Annotated in this window: 19 protein-coding genes and 1 pseudogene; 13 read left to right on the top strand and 7 right to left on the bottom strand. The window is 60.1% G+C overall.

What is annotated here, in order from left to right; all coding sequences use genetic code 11:
- The 13 genes and pseudogenes from V1294_RS33685 to V1294_RS33625 all read left to right on the top strand — a co-directional run bounded on the left by V1294_RS33685 (position 1) and on the right by V1294_RS33625 (position 14866).
- A complete protein-coding gene (locus tag V1294_RS33685) occupies positions 1 to 1452 on the top strand; it encodes an MFS transporter (RefSeq protein ID WP_334503334.1) in 1452 nt (483 codons plus the stop codon).
- Positions 1453 to 1570: 118 nt separating this feature from the next.
- Positions 1571 to 2350, top strand: coding sequence for a hypothetical protein (locus V1294_RS33680; protein ID WP_334503332.1), 780 nt, complete (start codon positions 1571 to 1573; stop codon positions 2348 to 2350).
- A 173-nt stretch (positions 2351 to 2523) separates the two neighbouring features.
- On the top strand, positions 2524 to 3321 hold the full coding sequence (locus V1294_RS33675) for a hypothetical protein (RefSeq protein ID WP_334503330.1): 798 nt from the start codon (positions 2524 to 2526) through the stop codon (positions 3319 to 3321).
- Positions 3318 to 6077 carry a PEP/pyruvate-binding domain-containing protein gene (locus tag V1294_RS33670; RefSeq protein WP_334503327.1) on the top strand — a complete coding sequence of 920 codons (2760 nt, stop codon included), beginning with the start codon at positions 3318 to 3320 and terminating at the stop codon, positions 6075 to 6077. The genes V1294_RS33675 and V1294_RS33670 overlap by 4 nt, the downstream gene beginning before the upstream one ends.
- A gap of 228 nt (positions 6078 to 6305) precedes the next feature.
- A complete protein-coding gene (locus V1294_RS33665; protein ID WP_334503326.1) occupies positions 6306 to 7505 on the top strand; it encodes an acyl-CoA dehydrogenase family protein in 1200 nt (399 codons plus the stop codon).
- 35 nt (positions 7506 to 7540) lie between these two features.
- Positions 7541 to 8773, top strand: a complete 1233-nt coding sequence (locus V1294_RS33660; protein WP_334503324.1) for an aspartate aminotransferase family protein — start codon at positions 7541 to 7543, stop codon at positions 8771 to 8773.
- A gap of 17 nt (positions 8774 to 8790) precedes the next feature.
- Entirely contained in the window at positions 8791 to 9228 is a 438-nt protein-coding gene (locus V1294_RS33655; protein ID WP_334503321.1) for a type II toxin-antitoxin system RatA family toxin, read from the top strand.
- Positions 9225 to 10268, top strand: coding sequence for a hypothetical protein (locus tag V1294_RS33650; protein ID WP_334503319.1), 1044 nt, complete (start codon positions 9225 to 9227; stop codon positions 10266 to 10268). Before V1294_RS33655 ends, V1294_RS33650 begins: the two co-directional genes overlap by 4 nt.
- Positions 10261 to 10776 carry a hypothetical protein gene (locus tag V1294_RS33645; protein ID WP_334503316.1) on the top strand — a complete coding sequence of 172 codons (516 nt, stop codon included), beginning with the start codon at positions 10261 to 10263 and terminating at the stop codon, positions 10774 to 10776. Before V1294_RS33650 ends, V1294_RS33645 begins: the two co-directional genes overlap by 8 nt.
- Positions 10777 to 10809: 33 nt before the next feature.
- Entirely contained in the window at positions 10810 to 11892 is a 1083-nt protein-coding gene (locus V1294_RS33640) for an SDR family oxidoreductase (protein ID WP_334503314.1), read from the top strand.
- Between the two features lie 872 nt (positions 11893 to 12764).
- Positions 12765 to 13151 carry a helix-turn-helix domain-containing protein gene (locus V1294_RS33635; protein WP_334503312.1) on the top strand — a complete coding sequence of 129 codons (387 nt, stop codon included), beginning with the start codon at positions 12765 to 12767 and terminating at the stop codon, positions 13149 to 13151.
- Between the two features lie 140 nt (positions 13152 to 13291).
- A pseudogene (locus V1294_RS38160) lies at positions 13292 to 13393 on the top strand (aldehyde dehydrogenase family protein); the annotation flags it as partial.
- A 504-nt stretch (positions 13394 to 13897) separates the two neighbouring features.
- Positions 13898 to 14866: a general secretion pathway protein GspK gene (locus V1294_RS33625; protein ID WP_334503307.1), complete on the top strand. Its 969-nt coding sequence runs from the start codon at positions 13898 to 13900 to the stop codon at positions 14864 to 14866.
- A gap of 26 nt (positions 14867 to 14892) precedes the next feature.
- On the opposite strand, the gene V1294_RS33620 is transcribed toward V1294_RS33625, so the two are convergent.
- From V1294_RS33620 to gspG, 7 genes are all read right to left on the bottom strand, one after another.
- Positions 14893 to 15378: an A24 family peptidase gene (locus V1294_RS33620; protein ID WP_334503305.1), complete on the bottom strand. Its 486-nt coding sequence runs from the start codon at positions 15376 to 15378 to the stop codon at positions 14893 to 14895.
- 13 nt (positions 15379 to 15391) lie between these two features.
- Positions 15392 to 16033, bottom strand: coding sequence for a prepilin-type N-terminal cleavage/methylation domain-containing protein (locus V1294_RS33615; protein WP_334503302.1), 642 nt, complete (start codon positions 16031 to 16033; stop codon positions 15392 to 15394).
- Positions 16030 to 16455: a type IV pilus modification PilV family protein gene (locus V1294_RS33610; protein ID WP_334503299.1), complete on the bottom strand. Its 426-nt coding sequence runs from the start codon at positions 16453 to 16455 to the stop codon at positions 16030 to 16032. The genes V1294_RS33615 and V1294_RS33610 overlap by 4 nt, the downstream gene beginning before the upstream one ends.
- Positions 16456 to 16466: 11 nt before the next feature.
- Positions 16467 to 16913 carry a GspH/FimT family pseudopilin gene (locus V1294_RS33605; RefSeq protein WP_334503297.1) on the bottom strand — a complete coding sequence of 149 codons (447 nt, stop codon included), beginning with the start codon at positions 16911 to 16913 and terminating at the stop codon, positions 16467 to 16469.
- Positions 16914 to 16951: 38 nt separating this feature from the next.
- On the bottom strand, positions 16952 to 18187 hold the full coding sequence (locus V1294_RS33600; RefSeq protein WP_334503294.1) for a type II secretion system F family protein: 1236 nt from the start codon (positions 18185 to 18187) through the stop codon (positions 16952 to 16954).
- Positions 18184 to 19932: a GspE/PulE family protein gene (locus V1294_RS33595; RefSeq protein WP_334503292.1), complete on the bottom strand. Its 1749-nt coding sequence runs from the start codon at positions 19930 to 19932 to the stop codon at positions 18184 to 18186. The genes V1294_RS33600 and V1294_RS33595 overlap by 4 nt, the downstream gene beginning before the upstream one ends.
- 77 nt (positions 19933 to 20009) lie before the next feature.
- Positions 20010 to 20465, bottom strand: a complete 456-nt coding sequence (gspG, locus tag V1294_RS33590; RefSeq protein ID WP_334504927.1) for a type II secretion system major pseudopilin GspG — start codon at positions 20463 to 20465, stop codon at positions 20010 to 20012.
- Positions 20466 to 20842: the final 377 nt, after the last annotated feature.

Below are 20842 nucleotides of genomic sequence, written 5' to 3'. Positions count from 1 at the left end.
ATGAGAATAAAGCCTGTCCAACGGATTTCCACTGCTGCGGAGCCGATCAGCACGAAACCCCGGGAGTCGAGCTCTTCCGGGTGGCGAACGCTTTTTTCGCGAGAGCTTCGGCTCCGTTCGCTGCTCCTCATGGGGCCCGTTACGTTACATGCCTTCTACATGTTCATCACCGCAACCGTCATGCCGGCGGTCGTGGCCGAGATTGGCGGTGATGCCTACTATGCCTGGGTCCCGACCCTGTTCGGCATTAGCTCGACCGTAGGCGCATTTCTTGTCCCCGCTTATCTCAGAAAGCTCACACCTCGCGCGATGTTCGTCGCCGGGGTCATTGCATTCGTGATCGGAAGCGCGCTGTGCGCGACGGCGCTCAGCATCGACATGGTTATTTGGGGACGCATTCTCCAGGGGCTGGCCGGAGGATGGCTTGCCGCCACGGCAACATCAATCATCCCGGTGGTGTTCCCCGCTGACGTCCGAGCGAAGGCCATTGCCCTGGTCTCCAGCGTTTGGGGACCATTGGCCCTCGCGTCGCCCTTGGTTGGCGGACTGCTCGCCGGGCTCGGGCAATGGCGAGCTTCGTTCTGGCTTGCGTTCCCGCTCGCCAGCGCAATCGGAATACTGGCCTGGTTGCAACTGCCGTCGATCCCTCCACAGGACGATGCGCGTCGATCCCGTTTTCCCGCCATCCAGCTAATTCTGGTCGTAGGGGCGTCCCTTGTCTTGTCCATCGCCAGCATACCTGGCCAGGCTTGGGCCGCCGCATCGGGTACCATTCTGGCCGCGGCTTTCCTCGTTATCGCTGTTTGGGCCGATGGACGGAACTCGTCCAGTGTGCTGATCGAGGGCGCATTCAGGATTTCCACGGAAGTCGGAAGGATTTCGACGTTCATGTTTCTGCTCGTGCTCGGGACGGGCGCTGGCGGGTTTCTCCCTTTGATATTGGCGCGTGCGCAAGGGGCGTCGACGCTTCTCGCCGGCTACATCGCTGCCTTTTCAAGCCTCGCCTGGGCCGTTGCAGCGCTGGTCTCTGCCAGCCGGATAACCCGTCTGCCCAATGGGGTCCCCATGGTCGTTCCGCTTCTTGTCGCGGTGGCAATGCTCGGGGTCGGGTTCGCGATCGACGCAGGAAGCGCGCCGGTCACCGGTCTGATGTGGGCATTGTACGGCGGAAGTGTCGGCGCGGTGTGGCCTCATTTGGCTGCGCGCCTCATCGCGTCTGCCGCTCCCAATTCCCGGGCGCTTGCCGGGAGCTCCATCACCACGTTGCAGATCCTTGCGGGAACGTTCGGCGCAGCCATCGCCGGTATTGTGGCAAATCTCTCGGGTGCCACGAGCACGACCCCATCGGAGGTCGCCCACGGTGGGCAACTGCTCTTCCTCAGCTTCGGTCTCGCGCCGCTTCTCGCGCTGTTGATCGCCCTCCGGATCTCCGCCGCAGACGCCAGAGACTGACCCGACCAAACCTTGCAGCCGAGTCGCCTGGATCAAATATCCTTTCTGTTGACTCGCTCGTAGGTAGAGTTTATAAAAACACTCACTCAACTATAATGAGAACAAGATGGAGGCTTCCATGCAGGTGCAGAGCGTCCGGGACTTGGACTCGAGCGGGAGCTTCAGCACATTCATTCAAGCTCTCGAAGGTGTGTTCTCCAGTGAAAAGACTGCTATCGGCCCTGCAGAATACGATGTTTTCGATGCGATCGTGTCGCGCGGCCTTGCCGGGGCGAACGGCACGGCGAATTTCCTCCAAGAGGCCGCGCAGCACATCAGGCAGGACAGGTTGATCAGGGGCAACTCGCACCAGCATGCGCATGGCTTCACGAAGCTCGCGCTCTACCGCTCGAGCGTAAGCGGCTTCTCAGTGAGGTTGCACATCTGGTGGACGGGTGTGCAGGCCTTCGACGATTCTCCGCATGAGCATCGGTGGTCATTCTATTCCAAGCTGCTATCCGGTTCGTTGCGCATTCGCAACTTCGTCGAACCGCGCCCCGGCAGCGGTGTACCCGGCGCCATATGGTACCGATACAAATATGCCGACGCGACCGCCGACGGCAAGAAATGCGTGGAGGCCGATGGGGCCGCGACTCTTACCGTGGCGTCGGAGTACATCATGTTCGCTGGATCGAGCCACACGCTCGCCCCGACTGAGCCTCATCAGGTGTTTGGGCAGGACGGCGCCATAGCGGCCACGCTCGTGATCACGGCGCCGCCGGCAAGGAGCTACTCGAATGTTTACCACGAGCAGCCGACCCACGCTTCGTCGTATTCCTTTGGCGAGCAGCGCCTCAACAACGTCCAGGTGGCGCAGCTGATCGAACGCTATTGCGCTTTCCTCAACGTCGCAGCGTGAACGCCATGAAGATACCGCTTGCGAGTGTCACGGGGCTTATCGGTGCCGATCTCGCGGATCATCTTCATAGGGCCGGGCACAGGGCAGGCTGCACCTTCCGCGCAAATTCGGAAACGCCGACGAGCAAGGGTCGGCTTCCGCGGGACGGCAGAACAGCGTTGACGGAGTGATCGGTGTCGCTGCGGGAGGATCGCGTGGGAGACTGCACGAGTCGGTACAGGGTGGCCGCAGGGAACGATCAAGGCCTGCGGGTGCTCGTCGATGGCCCGGATCTGAGTGGGAAGACCACGCTCGTCGAAGCGGTGTCCGCGCGGCTAAGGGCGCGCGGCTGGACGGTGCAAGCCAACAAAGGCGGGCGCGACGATCGATGGAGAGTGCGCACAATCGCCCGGATTAGTCCCAACAAACATCCCGACAGTGCCCTCCTGAACTCGGCCTACATTGCGCAAGCTCTGCTTGATCATTTGCGTGATCGCCCCGTACCGAAAAACACGATCATCATTACCGAAGGATATGTCGACAGAAGCATAGCGTACGGAATCGCGAGGGGGCTCGGTTGGCCTGCCCAGCTGGCCTTGAGGGTGCGTGACATCTTTCCGAGGTTCAATTTGGCCATACTGGTTAAAGCCGATCTTGCGACGCGCAAAGCGCGACTGGCGCAGCGCAATGCGCCCTCGCGCATCGACCGCCGTTCCATTGAGTCCCATCACCGATTTCTTGCCGCCTACCGGCTGGTCTTCAGGCGTCATCGACGGCGCATCATCATCGACACGTCGCGCGTCGGGATAGATGAAGCCGTGGATGTTGCTCTTCAGCACATCCTCGATGTCGCCGGGTATCGCCCCGTCCAAGCCGGTTCAGAGGTCCTGGTGTCAGCAGCGGTTTCGCGTCCGTTGGTGCATCTTGATGCGCTGATCCCTGACGGCCAACTGCCGCCTCATCTCAGCGCGGCTAACCGGAAGAACAAATGAACATGCAGATTCTCAACAGCGAGAGTGCGCCCCAGCTGATCGAACGTTCTGCCGGCGGCAAGGGGCGAAGCCTCCATGCGCTAAGCATTGCGAAGCTCCTTGTGCCGCGCTGGGCCATCGTCCCTTCCGACGCCTGGCTCCGCTTCGCCCGCGAAACCGGCTTGATGCCGGCGATCGATCGAATCCTGAACGCGGTGGAAGGCGACGATTTCGACGCCTGCAGCAAGGCGATCTCCGACCTGATAGCCGGGGCGGAGTTCGACGCCGAGACCTCAGCCCTGATCGAGAGCGCTTACGAATACGTCGGAGTCGAGCGGGTAGCCGTCAGGTCGTCGGGTACGGACGAGGATGGGCCAACGCACTCCTACGCCGGACAATTCGACTCGTTTCTCAATCTTAACAGGCTCGAAGAGGTGTATTCGGCTGTCAAAAGTTGTTGGGCTTCGAACTACTCATCGCGCGCGCTGAGTTATCGAAAGGTGCGAGGACTTGCTCTGAAACCTGCTCCCATGGCGGTGATAGTACAGGAGATGGTCGTCGCGGACGTAAGCGGAGTCGCCTTCACTGCCAACCCCTCGACGGGAGCGACGGATGAGATCGTGATAAGTGCCGTGCCGGGCCTTGGCGAGGGATTGGTCTCCGGCAGGATCGACGCAGATACCGTAACGCTGGACAAGGACACTTACGTGAGCAAGACGGCCACTTTCGGCGAGCGCTCCGAAAAAGTGGCGGCCGCCGAAGGGTCAGGGATCGTCACACTCAAGGTGGAGGGAGAGCAGGGCGGCCTGTGTATCACCGAAGACGAAGCGGTTGCGATTGCGAGGGAGGCGCTCGCTGCTGAAGTATTGTATGGCTGCCCACAAGACCTGGAGTGGAGCATCAGGGACGGCGCGGTGTATGTGCTGCAATCGCGCCCGATCACGACACCAATCGTCGGTCGACGGAACGGCTTCGGAGCGCATCTTTGGGAAAACTCGAATATCACCGAGAATTTCAGCGGTGTCACTTCTCCGTTGACCTTCAGCTTTGCGCGGGATGTCTATCACCAGATCTATTTTGAATACGCGCGGCTGCTCGGCGTGCCCCGAAAACAATTGGTGCAGATGAACGAGTGGCTGCGGCACATGCTGGGGTACCATAATGGCCACGTCTATTATGACCTGCTGAGCTGGTACAGGGTGGTGCGGCTGGTGCCGTTCTATTCGGTAAATCGGCGGATGCTGGATCTTGCAATCGGCGTTGAGACGGCGCTTCCAGAAGATAGCGCACTCCAACTGACCCCAATGCCGGGCTTGGTTGGCTGGCGAAGCGCCTTGGCCCGCGTCAAGTGCGCGATTTTGTTCGGTTGGTACTTCCTGTCCATACTGTGGTACGTCCGTGCCTTCGTCAGCGACTTTCATCGCCGTCATCTAGCCGTCGAGCAGCTTCCACTTCAGGAAATGAGCGCCGAACAGATTCATGGCGAGTTCCGCAGGGTTCGAATCGAGTTTCTTTCCCGCTGGGGACGGATGATCCTTCTGGAGCAGACCATCGGCCTCTCGGTCGGTGTTCTTAGTGTGCTCGTTCGCAGATGGCTTCCCAACGCGGGGCAGCAATTCCTGTTCGATCTGATGCGTCCTTCGGAGCCGCTGGAATCGATGCTGCCTGTCGCGCGCATGACCGAGCTGGCGGAGCAGGTTCGCGGCATGCCGGAAGTGATGGCGATTATTGCCGCTGGCGATGATGGCGAGATTCTACAGTCGCTCCGGACCAACGATCATCCTCATGCGCGGCATTTTCTGCGACAAGTCGAACTATATGTGGCCGAGTTCGGCTATCGCAGCCTCAACGAGTTGAAATTGGAGGCGCCGGACCTGCGAGAAAGGCCGGAGACGTTCTTTGCGATGCTAAGGTCGCATCTGCAGCAGCCTGCGCAGGAGCGGATGGAAAGCGGCAAGACTGGTGTCGACGCCGTTCTTGCGGGCCTGCCGCTCTGGAAGAGAACGTTGATCAGACTTACAGCGTCGAAAGTGAACGCGTGCCTCGCGGCGCGGGAGCGGGTGCGGTTCTGCAGAACACGCGCCTTTGGTTCTGTAAGGAGAATGATCAAGGCGATGGCGGATGACCTGGTGCTGCGAGGGATGCTTTTGCGCCCCGAGGATATCTTCATGACCAGGACCGAGGAATTGCGGGATTGGGCGGACGGCGTCCTGGCGCTCGATGATCTGTCGGTTCTGATTGCCCACCGGCGCTCACAGCAACATCGGTTCGAAGAAATGGGGCTGGCGCCGCCAAGATTTGTGTCCTCCAGATTCCTTGCCTCGTCCGACTATCCGGAGATTGGCTGGCGCAATCAAGAAGACCTCGGGGCCATGCTTGCGGAAGCGGGCGCCGAGATGAGGGGCACGCCGTGCGGCGGCGGTCGGGTGAAAGGGCAGGCTGCGGTGATCTCCGAGCCGCTCAACGTGCCTGGCAAGATACTCGTAACCTACCGGACTGACCCGGGCTGGTGCGCTGCTTTGCCAAGCGTAACGGCCCTTCTGATTGAACGCGGTAGTCCGCTCACGCACGTGGCGATCGTTGCCCGGGAGCTCGGCATTCCAACCATCATACAAATCAAGGATCTGACCCTTCGCATCAGAACCGGCGCCGAGCTCGAGGTAGACGGAAGCCGCGGGACCGTTCTTGTGCACTCAAACGCAGCCGCGGGGGCAGAGGCTGAGGCTGACGCCGCCGCCGCCGCGGTACCCGAGCGGAAGCGCGTCGCGGCGAACTGATTACGATGGAGAGGGCGGGATGCGATCAAACGAGATCGAGGAACGGTGGCAAAAGGTTGAAAAGCGGACGGAGATCCCCGAAGGCCGCGGAACAGCCTTGGAGGGATCGATCGCCGAGTGCTGGGGAAATCCCGGTTCTGACTTCGATTTCGTCGTCATGACCAGGGTTGAGCTTCGAGTCTCCCGCCGACGCCTGGGGAGTTTGCCGGACGCGCTGACGTGATAACAATGTCAAATCGAATCGATAGCAGCGCAATCTGGCCGTCGACTGACGAGCTCATTTCACGGGAGTGCTTGGAAGAAATACGGTCGCGTGCTGCCGGAGCGGATCTCGGCGGCGAGATACCGGCCAGTGACATCGAGTTGCTGCGTCGCGTTGGCTATCTCGGGTTTCCGATCCCGAAGGAGTTCGGAGGAGCAGGCGCAGGAATGGTGGAGTGCTGCGCCATTCAGATGAGACTTGGTGCAGCGAATGCGGGACTGGCAATCGGTCTCAACATGCACCTGTTTACTGTAGGCGTGCTGCTCGAACATTGGCGCAGACATCGCGATCTTTCCTGGGTTTTAATGGAGGCGATAGCCACCCAAAATCGCGTTGTTGCTTCGGCTTTCGCGGAGCCCTCGTTGGGGGGAAGCGTGCTTCGTTCCACCTGTACCGCCGTTCCGAGCAAGGGCGGCTATGTTGTGTCAGGTAAAAAGGTTCCGTGCTCGCTCGCCGGTCGATCTGACCTGATCTGTCTTCAAATGGAAACAAACGAAGATCGGCCAGATCGTCTGATAGTCGCGCTGATACCGAGCGTGGCGTCGGGTGTTCATGTCGAATACTCGTGGAACGCTTTAGGAATGCGCGCGTCCGAATCCAATACAATCATCCTGAAAGACTGCTTTGTTCCGAATGATCTGGTGTTTCATCGATGTGTGCCCGGATCGGGTGATGATCCGGTCTTCGCTGCTTCGATATGCTGGTTCTGCCTGCTCTCCACCTCGACCTATGTGGGCCTTGCGCATAGCGCGCTCGCCGTGGCGTCGGAGCTTCTGCGCTCCTCGCATCTGTCACATCTTGGTGTCAAGCGGGACAAGAATTCATCACACCAGGGGTGGCTCGGCGATCTGGTGGCAGACCTGACGGCCCTTGAATGCGCGTGTTTTGGATTGGCCAGCCGGTACGATCACGATCACGCGGGCGCGACGAAGCTGTTGCCGCTCGCACTAAGTGTCAAGCAGTCGTCGATAGATCGGTGCAGTCGCATTGTCGCCCAGGCGATGGAAATGGTCGGGGGCAGAGCATACGCGAAAGACGGGCTGCTTGCGCGGCTGTTGCGTGACGTCAATGCGATTGGATTTCATCCGCCAACCCGGCTGGCGTCGCGACAGATGCTTGGGAAGTGGATGTTGGGATTGCCCTTCTCGTTTGAGCTTTCTGAGTAAACGGAACCAGCACGAATCGTGTGAGGCGATCGGCGATGAATGCGAGTGAGGTGCACCAGGTTCTTCGATCGCACGGATCCACCGGACGGAGCTTTCTGTTCGAGGTGACCGGCGCACGGGACATCGAAGTATCGGGGGCGGGGGCGTGGGTTACGGTTTCATCGGGATTAAAGTACCTGGACCTCGGATCTTACGCCGTATTCCTGCTCGGGCACCGTCACCCGCGAGTCATTGGTGGAGTGTCGGCGCAGTTGAACACACTGCCGGGAAGCTCTCGCGCTTTTCCGAATGAGGCCCTTGCGGCGGCATGCGCAGCCTTGACGGCGGTGGTTCCGATGAAGTCGCCAAAAGTGATGCTCCTTAATTCAGGAGCCGAAGCCACTGAAGCTGCGGCGAAACTGGCGCGCGCCGCAACGGGGCGCCCATTGCTTCTGCACCTGGAAAAATCCTATCACGGAAAAACCTTCGGCGCGTTATCCCTTACTGACGCGGAGCTGTTCAGACGTCCATTCGTACCGCTACTGCCGTTCACGCAAGCCGTGAGCCGGTCGGACATAACCGCGGCCGTTGCGGCAATACGATCGTCAAAGCCGGCGGCAATCTTTGTGGAGCCGGTCCAGGGAGAAGGCGGAGTCTACGAGATCGCGCCGGAATTCCTGCGAGCGCTTAGATCAACATGTGACGAGACCGGAACCCTTCTGATCTTCGACGAAATCCAGTGCGGACTCGGAAGGTGCGGCACGATGTGGGCGTCACAGGCCGCCGGCGTTGTGCCAGATATCCTGCTTTCCGGAAAAGCGCTTGGAGGCGGGGTGATGCCCGTCTCCGCTGTGGTCGCAAGGACCGAATGTTTCGGGCCTTACGATCGCGATCCAATCGTTCACAGCTCGACATTCGGGGGTAATCCACTCGCTGCGGCAGCGGTTGTAAGCGCACTCGAGGCCATCCAATCGGAAAGGATTGTGCAGCGCGCGGCCGATCTCGGTGCGAAAATCCGGACGAGGCTGATCGATCTTGCTTCGCGCTGGCCGACGCTGTTCGGCCATGTCAGTGGTCGCGGGCTAATGCTCGGCCTCCACTGCCGTCGCCCCGATGTCTCCGCGCTCTTGATACGGAATTGTCTTCGTCGCCAGGTACTGGTCACGCCTTGTCTGACCACTCCTCATGTTGTTCGAATAACGCCTCCCGCCATTCTAACGGATGACGAAGTGGAGTTCGCCGACCAGGCGCTTGAAGCAGCCGCGCATCTTACCAGCCAGGATCTCTGACAAGCGGATAAGCGAACATGCCCAAAATTGACGTACAGGAAACCTTGAACAGTTCGGTAGAGCAGGTCTGGAAGTTGATCTGCGACCTGGAAGCATATCCGAAGCTCATGGAGCCGGTGAGGGCAGTAAAGGTACTGTCGAGCAAAGGCCACGAGTCGATTGTCGAGTGGGAAGTGGAGTTGAAGGGCAGCATCTTGAGGTGGACCGAGACCGAGGAGCGAAAGCCGGAGGAGTACAGGATCACCTATGAACAGTTGCAGGGCGATCTGGAAATGCTCCGAGGATACTGGCTTCTCAGGCCACTTGAAAACGGACGCACCGAGGCCCTGCTTCAGATCGAATTCGAAATCGGCATTCCGATGCTGCGCGATATGCTCAATCCAATCGCCGTACGCGCGTTGTCTGACAATGCGCGTGTCATGCTTCGATCCCTCAATGTCGCGGTGAAAGAATGAGAGAGGATCAGGTCACGAAAGCAAGAGGGTATCTCAGCTCCTTTCTCGGGAAGAATGACTATACGCCGGAGAAGCTGTTGTCCGAAGTGGAGGAGGTGTTTGGAACGCCCGAACTTGTGCTGGCGACGGGATCGATCCTGGCAGGGTTAGGCAATTCGATGAGCGATGTGGATTTGATCGTCGTCGTCAGGAACAAGTCGCTGTCGGATTTGCCGATCATGTCATTCCCAAGCAATCTGAAGGTCGACACCGAGTACTACGACGCGGACGACGTCAGAAGCAATATTCATTTGATTCAATCTAGCAAGTGGCCGCTGCAGGAGCCGCTCGATCCTCCGCGCTGGCAGAAGTTCGTGCGCGGGTTCAAATTGGCGACCCGGCTCCAGGCGAGTTATCCGTTGATCGTTACCGAACAGTGGAAGGAAGTTCTCCAAACGCTTGGTGAGGATTGGCTGCGGCAAAGCCTGGTGAGCTGGTGGCACACCGAAGCTTTGCGTTGCCGGCTCGCTGCCCGCTGGACGGTAAGCCGGAGCCCGCTTCTTGCGTCGATACGCATGGGAGACGCTCTACTCACAGCATTGCACAAATGCGCGGTTGAACGGGGAGAGATTTACTTCCACAGGAAATGGATAGGCCAGAAGCTGAGGCGGCTCAATGACGAGAGATTGCTCGGCTCATACGAAAGAGTGTTCGATCCTACGATGTCGGACGCTGATGATCTGGCAAAGTACAAGCGGCTGGATCAAGAGTGCGAACTGCTGCTGAAGGACGTGCCGGACTACGAGTATCAGTACGTGTTACGCTTGGCGAAGCAGACTGAAATCCTCGACGCGCCAACAGGGAGGTTGGTCAGTCAATGGGGAATGAAGGGGCTGCTGTTCGAGCCGGCCGAGTTGCGTTCGTTTGATTCGAAGACTGGGATCGTAGCTGCTGGCTCAATCAACGACGCGCCGGAACGGGACGTCATGGAGCTCTATCAACACGGCATGTGCTGGCTTTCTGTGAACGCTGTTGCTGCGGGAGGCGTCATCCATGGCTAAACTGGTGGACCCGCGTCGGTGGGTCAATTTTCATGCTCGCGGATTGGCCCGGATATTGATCCATTTGCAGGCCGCGGTGGAGGATGTTGAGGGGACGTTGGCCGCAGGGCAGTTGCACGAAGCGGCGTACTGCTTGCGGCTGGCGCTCCTGCACTACCTTTCCATCCTCGGTCTGAACAAGGGGGCGGATTCGATCGATTTTTCGAGCGAGTTTGACTACATCAACTTTGATCCAATCTCCGACGTGGATGCGGCGATTGCGCGAGAGGTGCTTTCCGCGGCTCAGTCTGCCTTTGGTGCCGTTACACACGATCAGAAATTGGCAATCGTTGCGGACCTCAAAGAGAAGGTTCGTGAGCTTGAACAGATGCTCTCGGTTCAGGATCCCAAGCTTCTGCGTTCTCCTGAAGGACCGATGCTGTTCATTCGCTTTGTTCGTGATTGGGAGAGACTTCTGGCCGCACTCGGCTTGCCTTCGGCGTTGTCCGGCTACTGGAAGGGCGCCTAAGCGTGGAGTGTCCGTACTTGGGGTGGTGGTGATATGACGATCCTGGTTACTGGTGGAACGGGTGCGGTAGGGGCAGAAGTGATCGAGCTGTTAGCTGGATCATTGGCCGGCGCAAGGATCGTGGCAATTTCTCGGAAGGATCAGGAGGCGCTTCCCGCGGGGGTGACCGCATTGAGGGCCGATTTGATGGATTGGCGACCGTCACCATCAGAAGCCAAGACGCTCTTTGGCGATGTCACGCACATAATTCATATGGCAGCGGACATACGCTGGAACCAGCCTGTAGACCAGGCGATGGCGGCAAACGCCGAGACCACCGCTAACCTGATTGAGCTCAGCAGGCGTTTTGCTACAAAACTTCGCCGGCTTGTTTACGTTTCGACCGCATTCGTGGACTCTTATGACCACACGGACAAGGCGCCAAAGCTGGCTTTTGGCGGCGGCTATTACAACAACACTTACGAGTACTCGAAAGCTCGTGGGGAAGGCTATGTCGCTCAGGCGCAACTCCCGTTCTGTATTGTGAGGCCGAGCCTCGTAATTGGTAGCGAGGAGAATGGACAGGTTTCGCGGTTCAATGGCCTCTATCAGGTGCTCAGGCAGATAGCGCTAGGTCTCGCGCCTGCGATCGTGGGCGAGCCGACGGCCGTCATTGATATCGTTCCGGTGGACGTCGTTTCTCGCGCAATAAGGGATGCAGCGTTCCAGGAAAAGTTAAGCGGCAAGATTCTGATGTGCGCTGGTCTGGACAAATCCCCGGAACTGAAGGCGGTACTGAACATCACGGTGAGCGTGCTGAACGACTTTCGCGCACGTCACGGTGTCGAGCGGCTAGATGTGCCGCCGTTCGTCCCTCTGGGCACCTACGAGCGCCTGTACAAGCCAATGATGAAAGAAGCCATGAGCGACTCTCTTCGGAGAAGTGTGACGCAAATGGAAGCGTTTTTTCCTTATCTCAATCGTGTTACGGCGTTGAAGGCAAGGTCTGACGCAGAGATCTATGACGTGCCAGAGTACGAGAAGTACTATGCGAAATGCGTGACGGCGTGGTGCGCCAGGAATGCAAAGGCTGCTTTAACGCCGCGTCGCTCGTGGGCCGCGCGGAACGCCAACTGACCGACGCCAGTGCTGCGCTTCGGCTGTCCAACTGGACCGGACTCAGCGTCTGGGGCTGTATTCGCGCTGAGAGCATTCCGGTTGGGCGGCTTTATTGCTACAGCCGTCCCGTTCTGCGAGGGGCCGCACGCTGATGCCCGGCAGCGGCAGGAACGCTATTTCGTTCTACTGTTGTCTTTCTTGTGATGCAGCTGCCGCCCTACTTCATGGATGGCCCGGTCGACCAGATCAACAAATATATCCGGTTCGAATTGTCGGATCTTCGCTGCTTGGATCTTTACCTCGGCAAGCGATCGTAGCAGTTCGGTTAGATGCTGGAGATTAGGCACGACGCTTCTACTCTCTTTATTCGCGCTGTCCGAAGACAGATGGTGAGTTGTTCCCAATCGTTTTTGCTCAGTTGCGTTTTGTTTAGTTGCATTGCTCAGCGCGTGATTCAGGCTGCTGCTCGCTCGATCGCAGGCAGTCGACAAATACTCGTCAACTGGGCCGACTCCATTGTTCAATTGACCTGAAAGCGCCCGAATGGATCCCCGTCCGCAACGATTTTGTGCCTAGGTGGCATTCTACCTGTGTGCGAAATGGAAGTATATAACAATTATGGCGTTTATGCGAAACTTCGATGTCACTTGAAGCGAAGTGCTCGCAGTTCACGTGATCAGTGCCGCAGCGCGGCCCACGTCCTTCCGGCGACGTTTGAGCCGAAGGCAACTTGCGGAAGTTTGTGCACCGAAGGAAGTTTGTCTCGTACGGACTCTGGATTGCCTTACAATGGAATGCGAGGGATCATCCGTTTGGAATCTCGTCATTTGGTCGACCGTTGTGAAGCAAGGCAATTTGTGATAGTTTATTTTTAAATTGAGGAGAATTGTGTGGGAGTTAACGAGAGTAAGGCGATCGACATCGTTGTCGGCAGGCGTATTCGAAATCTACGCTTGCGGCAGAAGGTGTCGCAGAACGATGTCGCTGGACATCTCAAGTTGACGTTTCAACAGATTCAAAAGTACGAACAGGGAATCAGCCGGATCAGCGCAAGCCAGCTGTTTGAGCTGGCTAAGCTGTTCAAGGTTTCAATCGACACATTTTTCACTGACTTCCCGGCGGATGGCAGGCAAAAGAAGTCTGCTCGCTCGCTCGATCAGCTCACGGACCGCCACCTATTGCGCCTTGTCGAGGCTTTTGAGAGCTTGAAAGATCGCAGGTTGAAATCCGCAGTCGTGGAGCTTGCGGAGGAAATGGCTCGTTGCCAGGCGAAATAATTTGTTCAGCGGTGTGATCGGCTCCTACAAGAACGCTCACTGACTCGGGATTACGTTGGCGTGACGTACAAACAGTTGCCATGTACACGCTTCGGTTTTTCGGACATTCGTGAGGCGGCACTTGATTGCCTTGCCCAGCTGACGCCGATATCGACGCCGCCGTCAAGGGCGCCATCGTCTCGAAATATCGCAACATGGGCCAGACCTGCGTCTGCGCCAACCGCTTCTACGCCCAGGACAAACCAGACATGGTGGCACCTTCTGGAAGAACGCAAGGACATGGCGGGCTCCGGGAGAGGTCTCTATGATGTCCTACAAGAGGTGCACGCGAAATTGTTGGATGGCTCGTCGTGCACGTCTCAACTGCTTTCCATCATTTCCTTTCGCCGTGGCAGCGCTCGTTGCGGTGCTCCCAAGCGGTTGTTGAATATATCTTCAAAAATAAAACGAAAGCACGATGATCGCGCATATGATCACTGCTGCACTGTGTCCCTCGAAGGGAGACAATCACGACGCGAAGGTTTCGCTATCTGATCATTGCGGCAATCGGCGGTCTCAGCGCCCCCGGGCGTGCCCTGCTATGTCTCGCAGCAGGGCACAACTGGTTCCGCCACCGGTGACCGTGTCATGATCCTATGACAATCTCGGGAGCGTTATTCGGGAAATCTACCCGGCAATTCGGCCGCGTAGAATTGCGATGCCGCTCAAACGAACGTGCTTCACGCTGAACTGATGAAGGTTGATCGATGAGGTTGCCGCTGAGCCAGTCGAATCGCGACCATGCGGGCGAGAGCGGCTTCGCCCTCGTGCTGGTAATCTGGGGATTGGGCCTGATTTCCCTGATCGCAATCACCGTGATGACGGCTGAGCGCTTTCGCATCCTGGCGACCGCGAACCTGATTGTGAGCGCCAGGGCGGAAGCGCTCGCCGAGGCCGGCGTCAATCTAGTCAGGGTCGAGCTGATTTCGGCGATGGGCGGCGGTTCGGCGAGCGGGTTTCGGTTTGCGACTAACGGTGCGCCGCTTGTTTGCGCCATGCCAGGCGGGGCCCTAGCGGCGCTCGCCGTCGAGGACGAAGGTGGCAAAGCCGACCTCAATACGGCCTCGCCGAAGCTGATGTCCGCGCTGTTGCGTGGCTTTGGCGCCGGATTAGACGAATCTGACCGCCTGGCGGCAGCGATCGCCGAATTCTCCCGGACCTCACGTAACGCCGTTCTCGACGATGTCGTGTTTGCCGCTTACGCGACGGAAGGCCGCGCTTACGGGCCGAAGAAAGCTCCGTTCGAGAGCGTCCTGGAACTTGACCAGGTCATTGGCATGCGGCCCGATTTGTTGCGCGCGATCCTGCCTTACGTGACAGTCTATTCGCGCAAGCCCGGCGTGGATCCGCGTGTCGCGGCGCCGGCGCTGCTCGCTGCCCTGGCCGGCGATGAACCCGCCCGAGTGGCTCGGCTTGAGGGCGGCGAGGGAGGGGCCGATATTGCTGTCCTGCCTCCGGAGTTGCTGTCGCCATCGACGAGTCGCAGCTTTCTCGTTCGCGCGGAGATTCGCATGCCGGCCGGCGGTTCGTTTGTCCAGGAGGCCATCATCGAGTTGGCGGCGGGCGAACCGCCGGACGTGGTGCGCGAATGGCGGCGGGGCGGCACCCGCTTCGCGGCACGCCTCGATGCTGCCGCCCGCCGTCCCGGCGGCGAGAATGGGTGGCAGCCGTGTTGAGCAAGAGTCAATGCAACAGCAGAAGATCACAGACCGATGAGCTTCCTGCTATTTGATGCGTACCGATCGTGATTAGGCCGCTGGCAAGGAACGGCGCAAAAGGAATTCGCTCGTCTTCCGCTAAAGGCCGCCGCAACACCACACGCAGCGCGACGTAGCCGAGGCCGCAGAGGGCGGCGACCAGCAGGAAGGCCGGCAGACCGTTGAGCCCGGTCCCAGGCGCCGCCTGCAGCGACGAACTTCACGTCCCCCAGCCCGAGCCCTTCGATGCCCCGCAGCCGCCGATGTGCAACGCGCAACACGTAGGCGCCGCCCCCGCCGATCAGAACGCCAAACAAAGCCTCAACGATGTTTCGCGATGGCAGCAGCAACGCTGCAACCAAGCCGGACAGCGCGAGTGCCAGCGTGATCGAATTCGGGATGATCATCCAGCGCAGATCGACGATGGCCGCAAACATTGCGAGCAGGAGCAAGAGACCGAATGCGGCGCCGGATGCGAGGTCTGCAGGCATGGATGGCTATCCGTCAGTTCGCGGCTGCGACGCGCAGTGGCACTTGAAGAACGCGGTGGAGGGGGCGGCCGTTGGTCGCGACTTCGACCTGGACCAAAACGAGCTGAGGCGTGCCCCGGAGGCTTGGCCAATCGCTTAGCCATTGCGGAGCCCTGCCGGTTTCGATCACGCCGAAGTAACGCAGCGACAGTCGGACCACATCGCGCACCAGGACGATTGGCTGAGCGTCGACGACCAGGCGTGGGTTGCTCCGGTACACCGCTGTACGCAGCATGAGGGTGCCTCGGCCGCGGGCGTCAGAGGCGTTGTCCCAGTACAGGCGGACGCGCATCGATCCGCCCGGGAACGCTGTTGCCTCGCTCAACGTCACGAATGTGAGTCGGTGTTCGTGGCCCTCGAACAGGACACGGGCGATGCGATCGCCTTCGTCGATGGCCATCGCCGGCGTTGTTCGCGCCAGCAGTCCCCGCAACTGGGTCATCGCCGCGTCGACTTCCTCGGCGCCTTCGCGGCCGCGGCTAATCTCCCAGGCACGCCGGGAAAAATCCAGCCCGCCGAGGACGAAGAACGCGATCGCCGCGGTCACCGCCAGCGCGATGAGAAGCTCGACCAAGGTAAAGCCTGCCTGTCCGTCGCGCCGATTGTCTTGCGTCATGTGCGCGGTGCTCCCGCGAGCTTGAAACTAATAAGGGACACCGTAGGTGGCGTGAGCATTGCGCCGGCGGTTGCCGACACCGTGATTTCGACCCAGGCGCCGCCCGAGCCGGCGCTGCGCGCACTCCTGTGCATGTCCCCGACACGCAAACGCCAGTCGAAGCCATCCTCGAAGTGGCCGGAGCTTTCGCCCGACACGAGCGGCTCGACAATACCAAGCCCGTCAAGCCGCGCCTGCGCCAGCTGGAGGGCTTCGCGCAGGACCTCAGCACGCTGTCCGCCTGTCATTAGCGGTGACAGGCCGCCAAACAGCACGGTGAGCATGAGCGCGAGCACAGCAAAGGCGACAAGCGTCTCGATCAATGTGAAACCGGCTTGCTCTGCAGCAATGCCGTGCCGCTGCTTGCGTCCTCGGCGGATCACGCATTTTCCAGTCATAACGATCCGACGCCGGCAAGATCCAGACGTGCTTGGCCCGTCAGCCAGTTAACCAGAATGCGCGCGCGCCGCGCGCCAAGCGCGAGCACGATGTCGCCGCCACTTGACGTGCCGTCGGCAAAAAAACGGATAGCGCCTATGCTGCGCGCCCTCCGTTCTGGCGCGGCAAGGATCATCTCGATCGAGATTTCCGGATCAATGTGGATTGCAGACACTGCCGAAGATTCGAGCAGCCTGCGGCCGGCGTCGATCGTCAGCACGACGTCTGCATTGACAGCGATCGCCCGGGTGCGCGAGAGGCGAAGCGCGCTCGTCACCGTTCGCGCCGCTGCCTCGAGGCGCAGATCGTCAGGTGGGGGGCGCAAGGCGGGCAAGGCGAGTACCGACCCCAGCGCGAGAATCGCCAGGACGACGAGCATTTCGATCAGCGTAAAACCGGCCAAATGGTGCGGGTCGGTCGACGATCCTGTCGTTTGGGTCCTCATCGCACCGCCAGTTCGTTGACGGAGAGAATCGCATTCATCACCGTGAAGATCAGCGCGCCGACGAGGCCGGCAATCGCAATGGTCAGAGCTGGGGTGAGTAGCGTCATCAGGCGCTCGATGCGGCGCTGGCTTTGCTGCTCCAAGATGACGGCGATTCGCAATAGCATTTGGCTGAGCTTGCCGGTTTCCTCGCCGACCGCGATCATCCGCAACGCGACCGGCGCAACGCCGGGGCGTCCGGACAGCGCCTGACTGAGACTTCGGCCGTCGCGAACGATTTCCAGCGCGGCGGCGAGGCCGGAGGCAATGTGGCGGTTGCGGACGACCGAGCCGGCGGAGGTCTGCGCGGCCAGCATCGGAACGCCGGCGCGCAGCAGCGATCCAAGCGTCCTGGCGAAACGGGCGAGGTTCTGTTCGGCGCTCAGCGTACCGGCCAGCGGAAGGCCAAGCAGAATGCGGTCGGCGGCAAGCCGCAGGGATTCGGAGCGCGATAAAGCTCCGCCGATCGCGAGCATACAGATCGCGATTGCGACGCCGGACATCGCGATCGTTGGCCAGGATTGTTCGCAGCGGACGATGAAAGCGATCATCGGTGGCATGGGCCTGCCGCTCTGCGCAAAGATCGGCGCGAGACCCGGGACGAGAACGGCGACGACGACGCCGACTGACACGACCGCCAACACGATCAGCACGCAAGGATATACCAGCGCCGACGTGACCTTGCCGGCGAGCTCCTGGCGGCGCTCCAGCAGGTCCGCGAGTTCCCCGAACACCTTGGCCAGATCACCGCTGACCTCTCCGGCTCGCGTCATGCTGACATAGTCGTCCTGAAACGCTTCCGGATGATGGGCCATCGCATCCGAGAGATGCGCGCCATCGAGGACCAGATCGAGCACGCCAGCGACCACCGGGCGCATGCGTCCGGTGCCCGATTGCTCGGCGACGATGCGAAGTGCGTCATCTATCGCGATGCCGGATTGGACAAGCGTTGCGAACTCCCGGGTGAAAGCAGCGACATCTCGCGGCGACGCCTTGTGTGGCGAGAGAAAATCGCGCCGCCACCAGCGAGCGGTGCCCGGCGCGCTGTCCTCAAGGGTCTCGAATGGCGTGAGGCCTCGTCCCCACAGCGTCTCGATGGCCTCATCGAGAGTGCTTGCCTGCAGGCGTCCTTCGGTCAGGCTTCCGGCCCGCGTGTAGGCGCTATAGCGATAGTTCCGCGCGCGTTGGGTCATGGCGCCATCCGCGTTGCCCTCAGGACTTCCTCGATCGTCGTCAGCCCGCGGCTGACCTTGTCGATGCCGTCCTCATACATCGTCGTCATGCCGCTACGGCGGGCGGCAGCTTCGAGCTCTGAATCCGGAGCCCCGCCGAGCACTAGCCCCCGGGCGTCGTCGTTCATGGCCAGCACCTCTGCGATGGTGGTTCGCCCCGAAAAGCCGGTGCTTTCACAGGCGTCGCAGCCGCCGGGCGCGAGCACAGTGATGTCGCGGGCGTTGCCAGATCCGGGAATCTCCCGTTCCATTCGCTGCCGCCACTGCGCAGCGTTCGGATGCGGCAGGGCACAGTGCGGGCACAGCCGCCGTACCAGCCGCTGCGCTAAAATGCCGTTGACCGTCGAGGCGAGAAGATAATTTTCGACGCCCATGTCGATCAGTCGTGTGATCGTCGCGGCCGCGCTGTTGGTGTGCAAGGTAGAAAAGACGAGATGACCGGTCAACGAGGCCTGGATCGCGATGCGAGCGGTTTCGAGATCGCGGATCTCGCCGATCATGACAATGTCGGGGTCTTGGCGAAGGATCGACCGCAACGCGTGCGGAAAGTCGAGCCCGATCGCCGGATGAACCTGAACTTGATTGATGCCCCCGATCTGGTATTCGATCGGATCCTCAACGGTGAACACCTTCACGTTCGGCCGGTTGAGGCGTTTCAGGGCCGCATAGAGCGTCGTGGTCTTGCCGGATCCGGTTGGCCCGGTCACCAGCACGATGCCGTTCGGTTGATCCATTAGCCCTTCGAGCATGGCGATCCTGCCGGCGTCGAAGCCAAGTTTCACGAAATCGAGTTCGACGCGCGCGCGATCGAGAATGCGCATGACGACGCTTTCACCATAAGCCGTGGGAATCGTCGAGACCCGGAAATCGATGTCGACGCCGCGCACCGGAATCTTGATGCGGCCGTCCTGCGGCATGCGTCGCTCTGCAATATCGAGCTTTGCCATGATCTTGATGCGCGAGGTCACGGCGGCGCGCAGGCCGGATGCCAAGAGCTGTGTTTGCCGCAAATGACCATCGACCCGGTAGCGGACCGCGACGCCGTCGATGCCAGGCTCGATGTGAATGTCGGATGACTTCGCTCCTACTGCGTCGGAGATGATCTGGTTGGCGAGGCGGATGACGGGGGCTTCGTTGGCGATGTCGCGCAGCCTCTGGACATCCGTTTCGCTCGCCTCGTCGGCGTGGGGATCGGCAGGGCTTGCTGGGTCATGCTCGCGTTCGCCGTAGAGTGATTGGACTGCGCTCGAAAAGTCGCCCGAAGAAATCAGAACCGTCGAAACCTCGCGGCCAGTCAAATAGGCCAGGGCGCGTGCCGGCTCGTCGTCAAACGCATCGACCGTGGCAACGATGAGACGCGAGGGGTCGGCAGCCAGCGGCAGGACCTGGCGACTTCGGATGAATTGCGCGCGGACCGTCTCGGGCATGATGGGCGTGTCAGGAAGATCGCGCGGCGTCGCAACGGCAAGGCCGAGATGACGCGCAAGCGCGTCCAGAAGGATCGCATCCGCCACCAGCCCGAGCTTGGCAAGCACGTGGTCAAAGCGCTCGCCGGTCTTCGCTGCGGCACGCCTGGCACGATCGAAGTTTCCGGAATCCAGAATATTCTCCGCGATCAGTTGCCGGCCGAACGCGTCGGCAAAATCCTCATTGGGCGCCGCCGCGCCGGGGTTGGTGGCCTGCGACGAACGCGCGAGCGCCGTCACGGCTCGATCGTCCGAGGTGGCTCGTACACGGATGCGGTCATCACAAGGTCATCCTGGTTCGATTCCGCCTTGTCTCGTCAAGGCTGCCAACTCGTGACATTGCCGACGTCGCCGTCCTGGCCAGTCGGTCCAAGCGAAACGATATCGAAGGCACCGTGCTTGCCGGGCGACCTGTAAATATAAGCTCGGCCCCAGGGATCGGCCGGGAGCACGTTTGCCTTCAGATAGGGCCCGTTCCACCGTCCCGCCGCCGCGGGCCTTTCGATGAGGGCCTGAAGGCCTTCAGCCGAGTTTGGATAACGGCCAAGATCCAGATAATAGAGGTCGAGGGCGCCGGTAAGCCCTTTGATCTGAAGACTGGCAGCCTTGACTCTGGAATCCGACAAGTAGGCCAGAACGCGCGGTCCAACGAGTCCCATCAACAGGCTGATGATGGCAAGGACGACGAGAACTTCGACGAGTGTGAAGCCGGCGGTATGGAGCACATGACGCGGGCCATCTCGTCGGCATGATGCGCTGACACTTCTGCTCATCGGTAGTCGACGAGAGCCTGAGCCGCATCTGTCTGCAAAACGCTGCCAGCCCATTCGGGCATGGTCTCGGATCCGCTCGAAAGACCAATTGGGGCATAACATGTTATCCATTGGGCTCATGCAGGTTGCTCCAAAACCCTCTCGCGCGTCAGTTCGCGAACGCGCCCTCTGATCACGACCGCGATCCTACACCCGAAAGCTTCGTGTATCTCAAAATGTTAGCCGAAATGTATTTCGGCGTGTTGTGATCAGAGGTTCTTGCATTTGCCGTGAGCAATATATTTTCAGATATAGTCCGAACGTGCGCCACACCAATGTAGGTTCGTTGCGAGATTGTGTTGCGATGGCGCGCTGCATCCATTGTTCAACTACGCGCC

It is taken from the genome of Bradyrhizobium sp. AZCC 1678, assembly GCF_036924765.1.
Lineage (GTDB): Bacteria > Pseudomonadota > Alphaproteobacteria > Rhizobiales > Xanthobacteraceae > Bradyrhizobium > Bradyrhizobium algeriense.
This window is presented reverse-complemented; position numbering and strand designations above follow the sequence as displayed.

Coding starts and splice junctions, on each gene's coding strand:
- V1294_RS33685 (WP_334503334.1), top strand. CDS start 1: ATGAGAATAAAGCCTGTCCAACGGATTTCCACTGCTGCGGAGCCGATC.
- V1294_RS33680 (WP_334503332.1), top strand. CDS start 1,571: ATGCAGGTGCAGAGCGTCCGGGACTTGGACTCGAGCGGGAGCTTCAGC.
- V1294_RS33670 (WP_334503327.1), top strand. CDS start 3,318: ATGAACATGCAGATTCTCAACAGCGAGAGTGCGCCCCAGCTGATCGAA.
- V1294_RS33665 (WP_334503326.1), top strand. CDS start 6,306: ATGTCAAATCGAATCGATAGCAGCGCAATCTGGCCGTCGACTGACGAG.
- V1294_RS33660 (WP_334503324.1), top strand. CDS start 7,541: ATGAATGCGAGTGAGGTGCACCAGGTTCTTCGATCGCACGGATCCACC.
- V1294_RS33655 (WP_334503321.1), top strand. CDS start 8,791: ATGCCCAAAATTGACGTACAGGAAACCTTGAACAGTTCGGTAGAGCAG.
- V1294_RS33650 (WP_334503319.1), top strand. CDS start 9,225: ATGAGAGAGGATCAGGTCACGAAAGCAAGAGGGTATCTCAGCTCCTTT.
- V1294_RS33645 (WP_334503316.1), top strand. CDS start 10,261: ATGGCTAAACTGGTGGACCCGCGTCGGTGGGTCAATTTTCATGCTCGC.
- V1294_RS33640 (WP_334503314.1), top strand. CDS start 10,810: ATGACGATCCTGGTTACTGGTGGAACGGGTGCGGTAGGGGCAGAAGTG.
- V1294_RS33625 (WP_334503307.1), top strand. CDS start 13,898: ATGAGGTTGCCGCTGAGCCAGTCGAATCGCGACCATGCGGGCGAGAGC.
- V1294_RS33620 (WP_334503305.1), bottom strand. CDS start 15,378: ATGCCTGCAGACCTCGCATCCGGCGCCGCATTCGGTCTCTTGCTCCTG.
- V1294_RS33615 (WP_334503302.1), bottom strand. CDS start 16,033: ATGACGCAAGACAATCGGCGCGACGGACAGGCAGGCTTTACCTTGGTC.
- V1294_RS33600 (WP_334503294.1), bottom strand. CDS start 18,187: ATGACCCAACGCGCGCGGAACTATCGCTATAGCGCCTACACGCGGGCC.
- gspG (WP_334504927.1), bottom strand. CDS start 20,465: ATGAGCAGAAGTGTCAGCGCATCATGCCGACGAGATGGCCCGCGTCAT.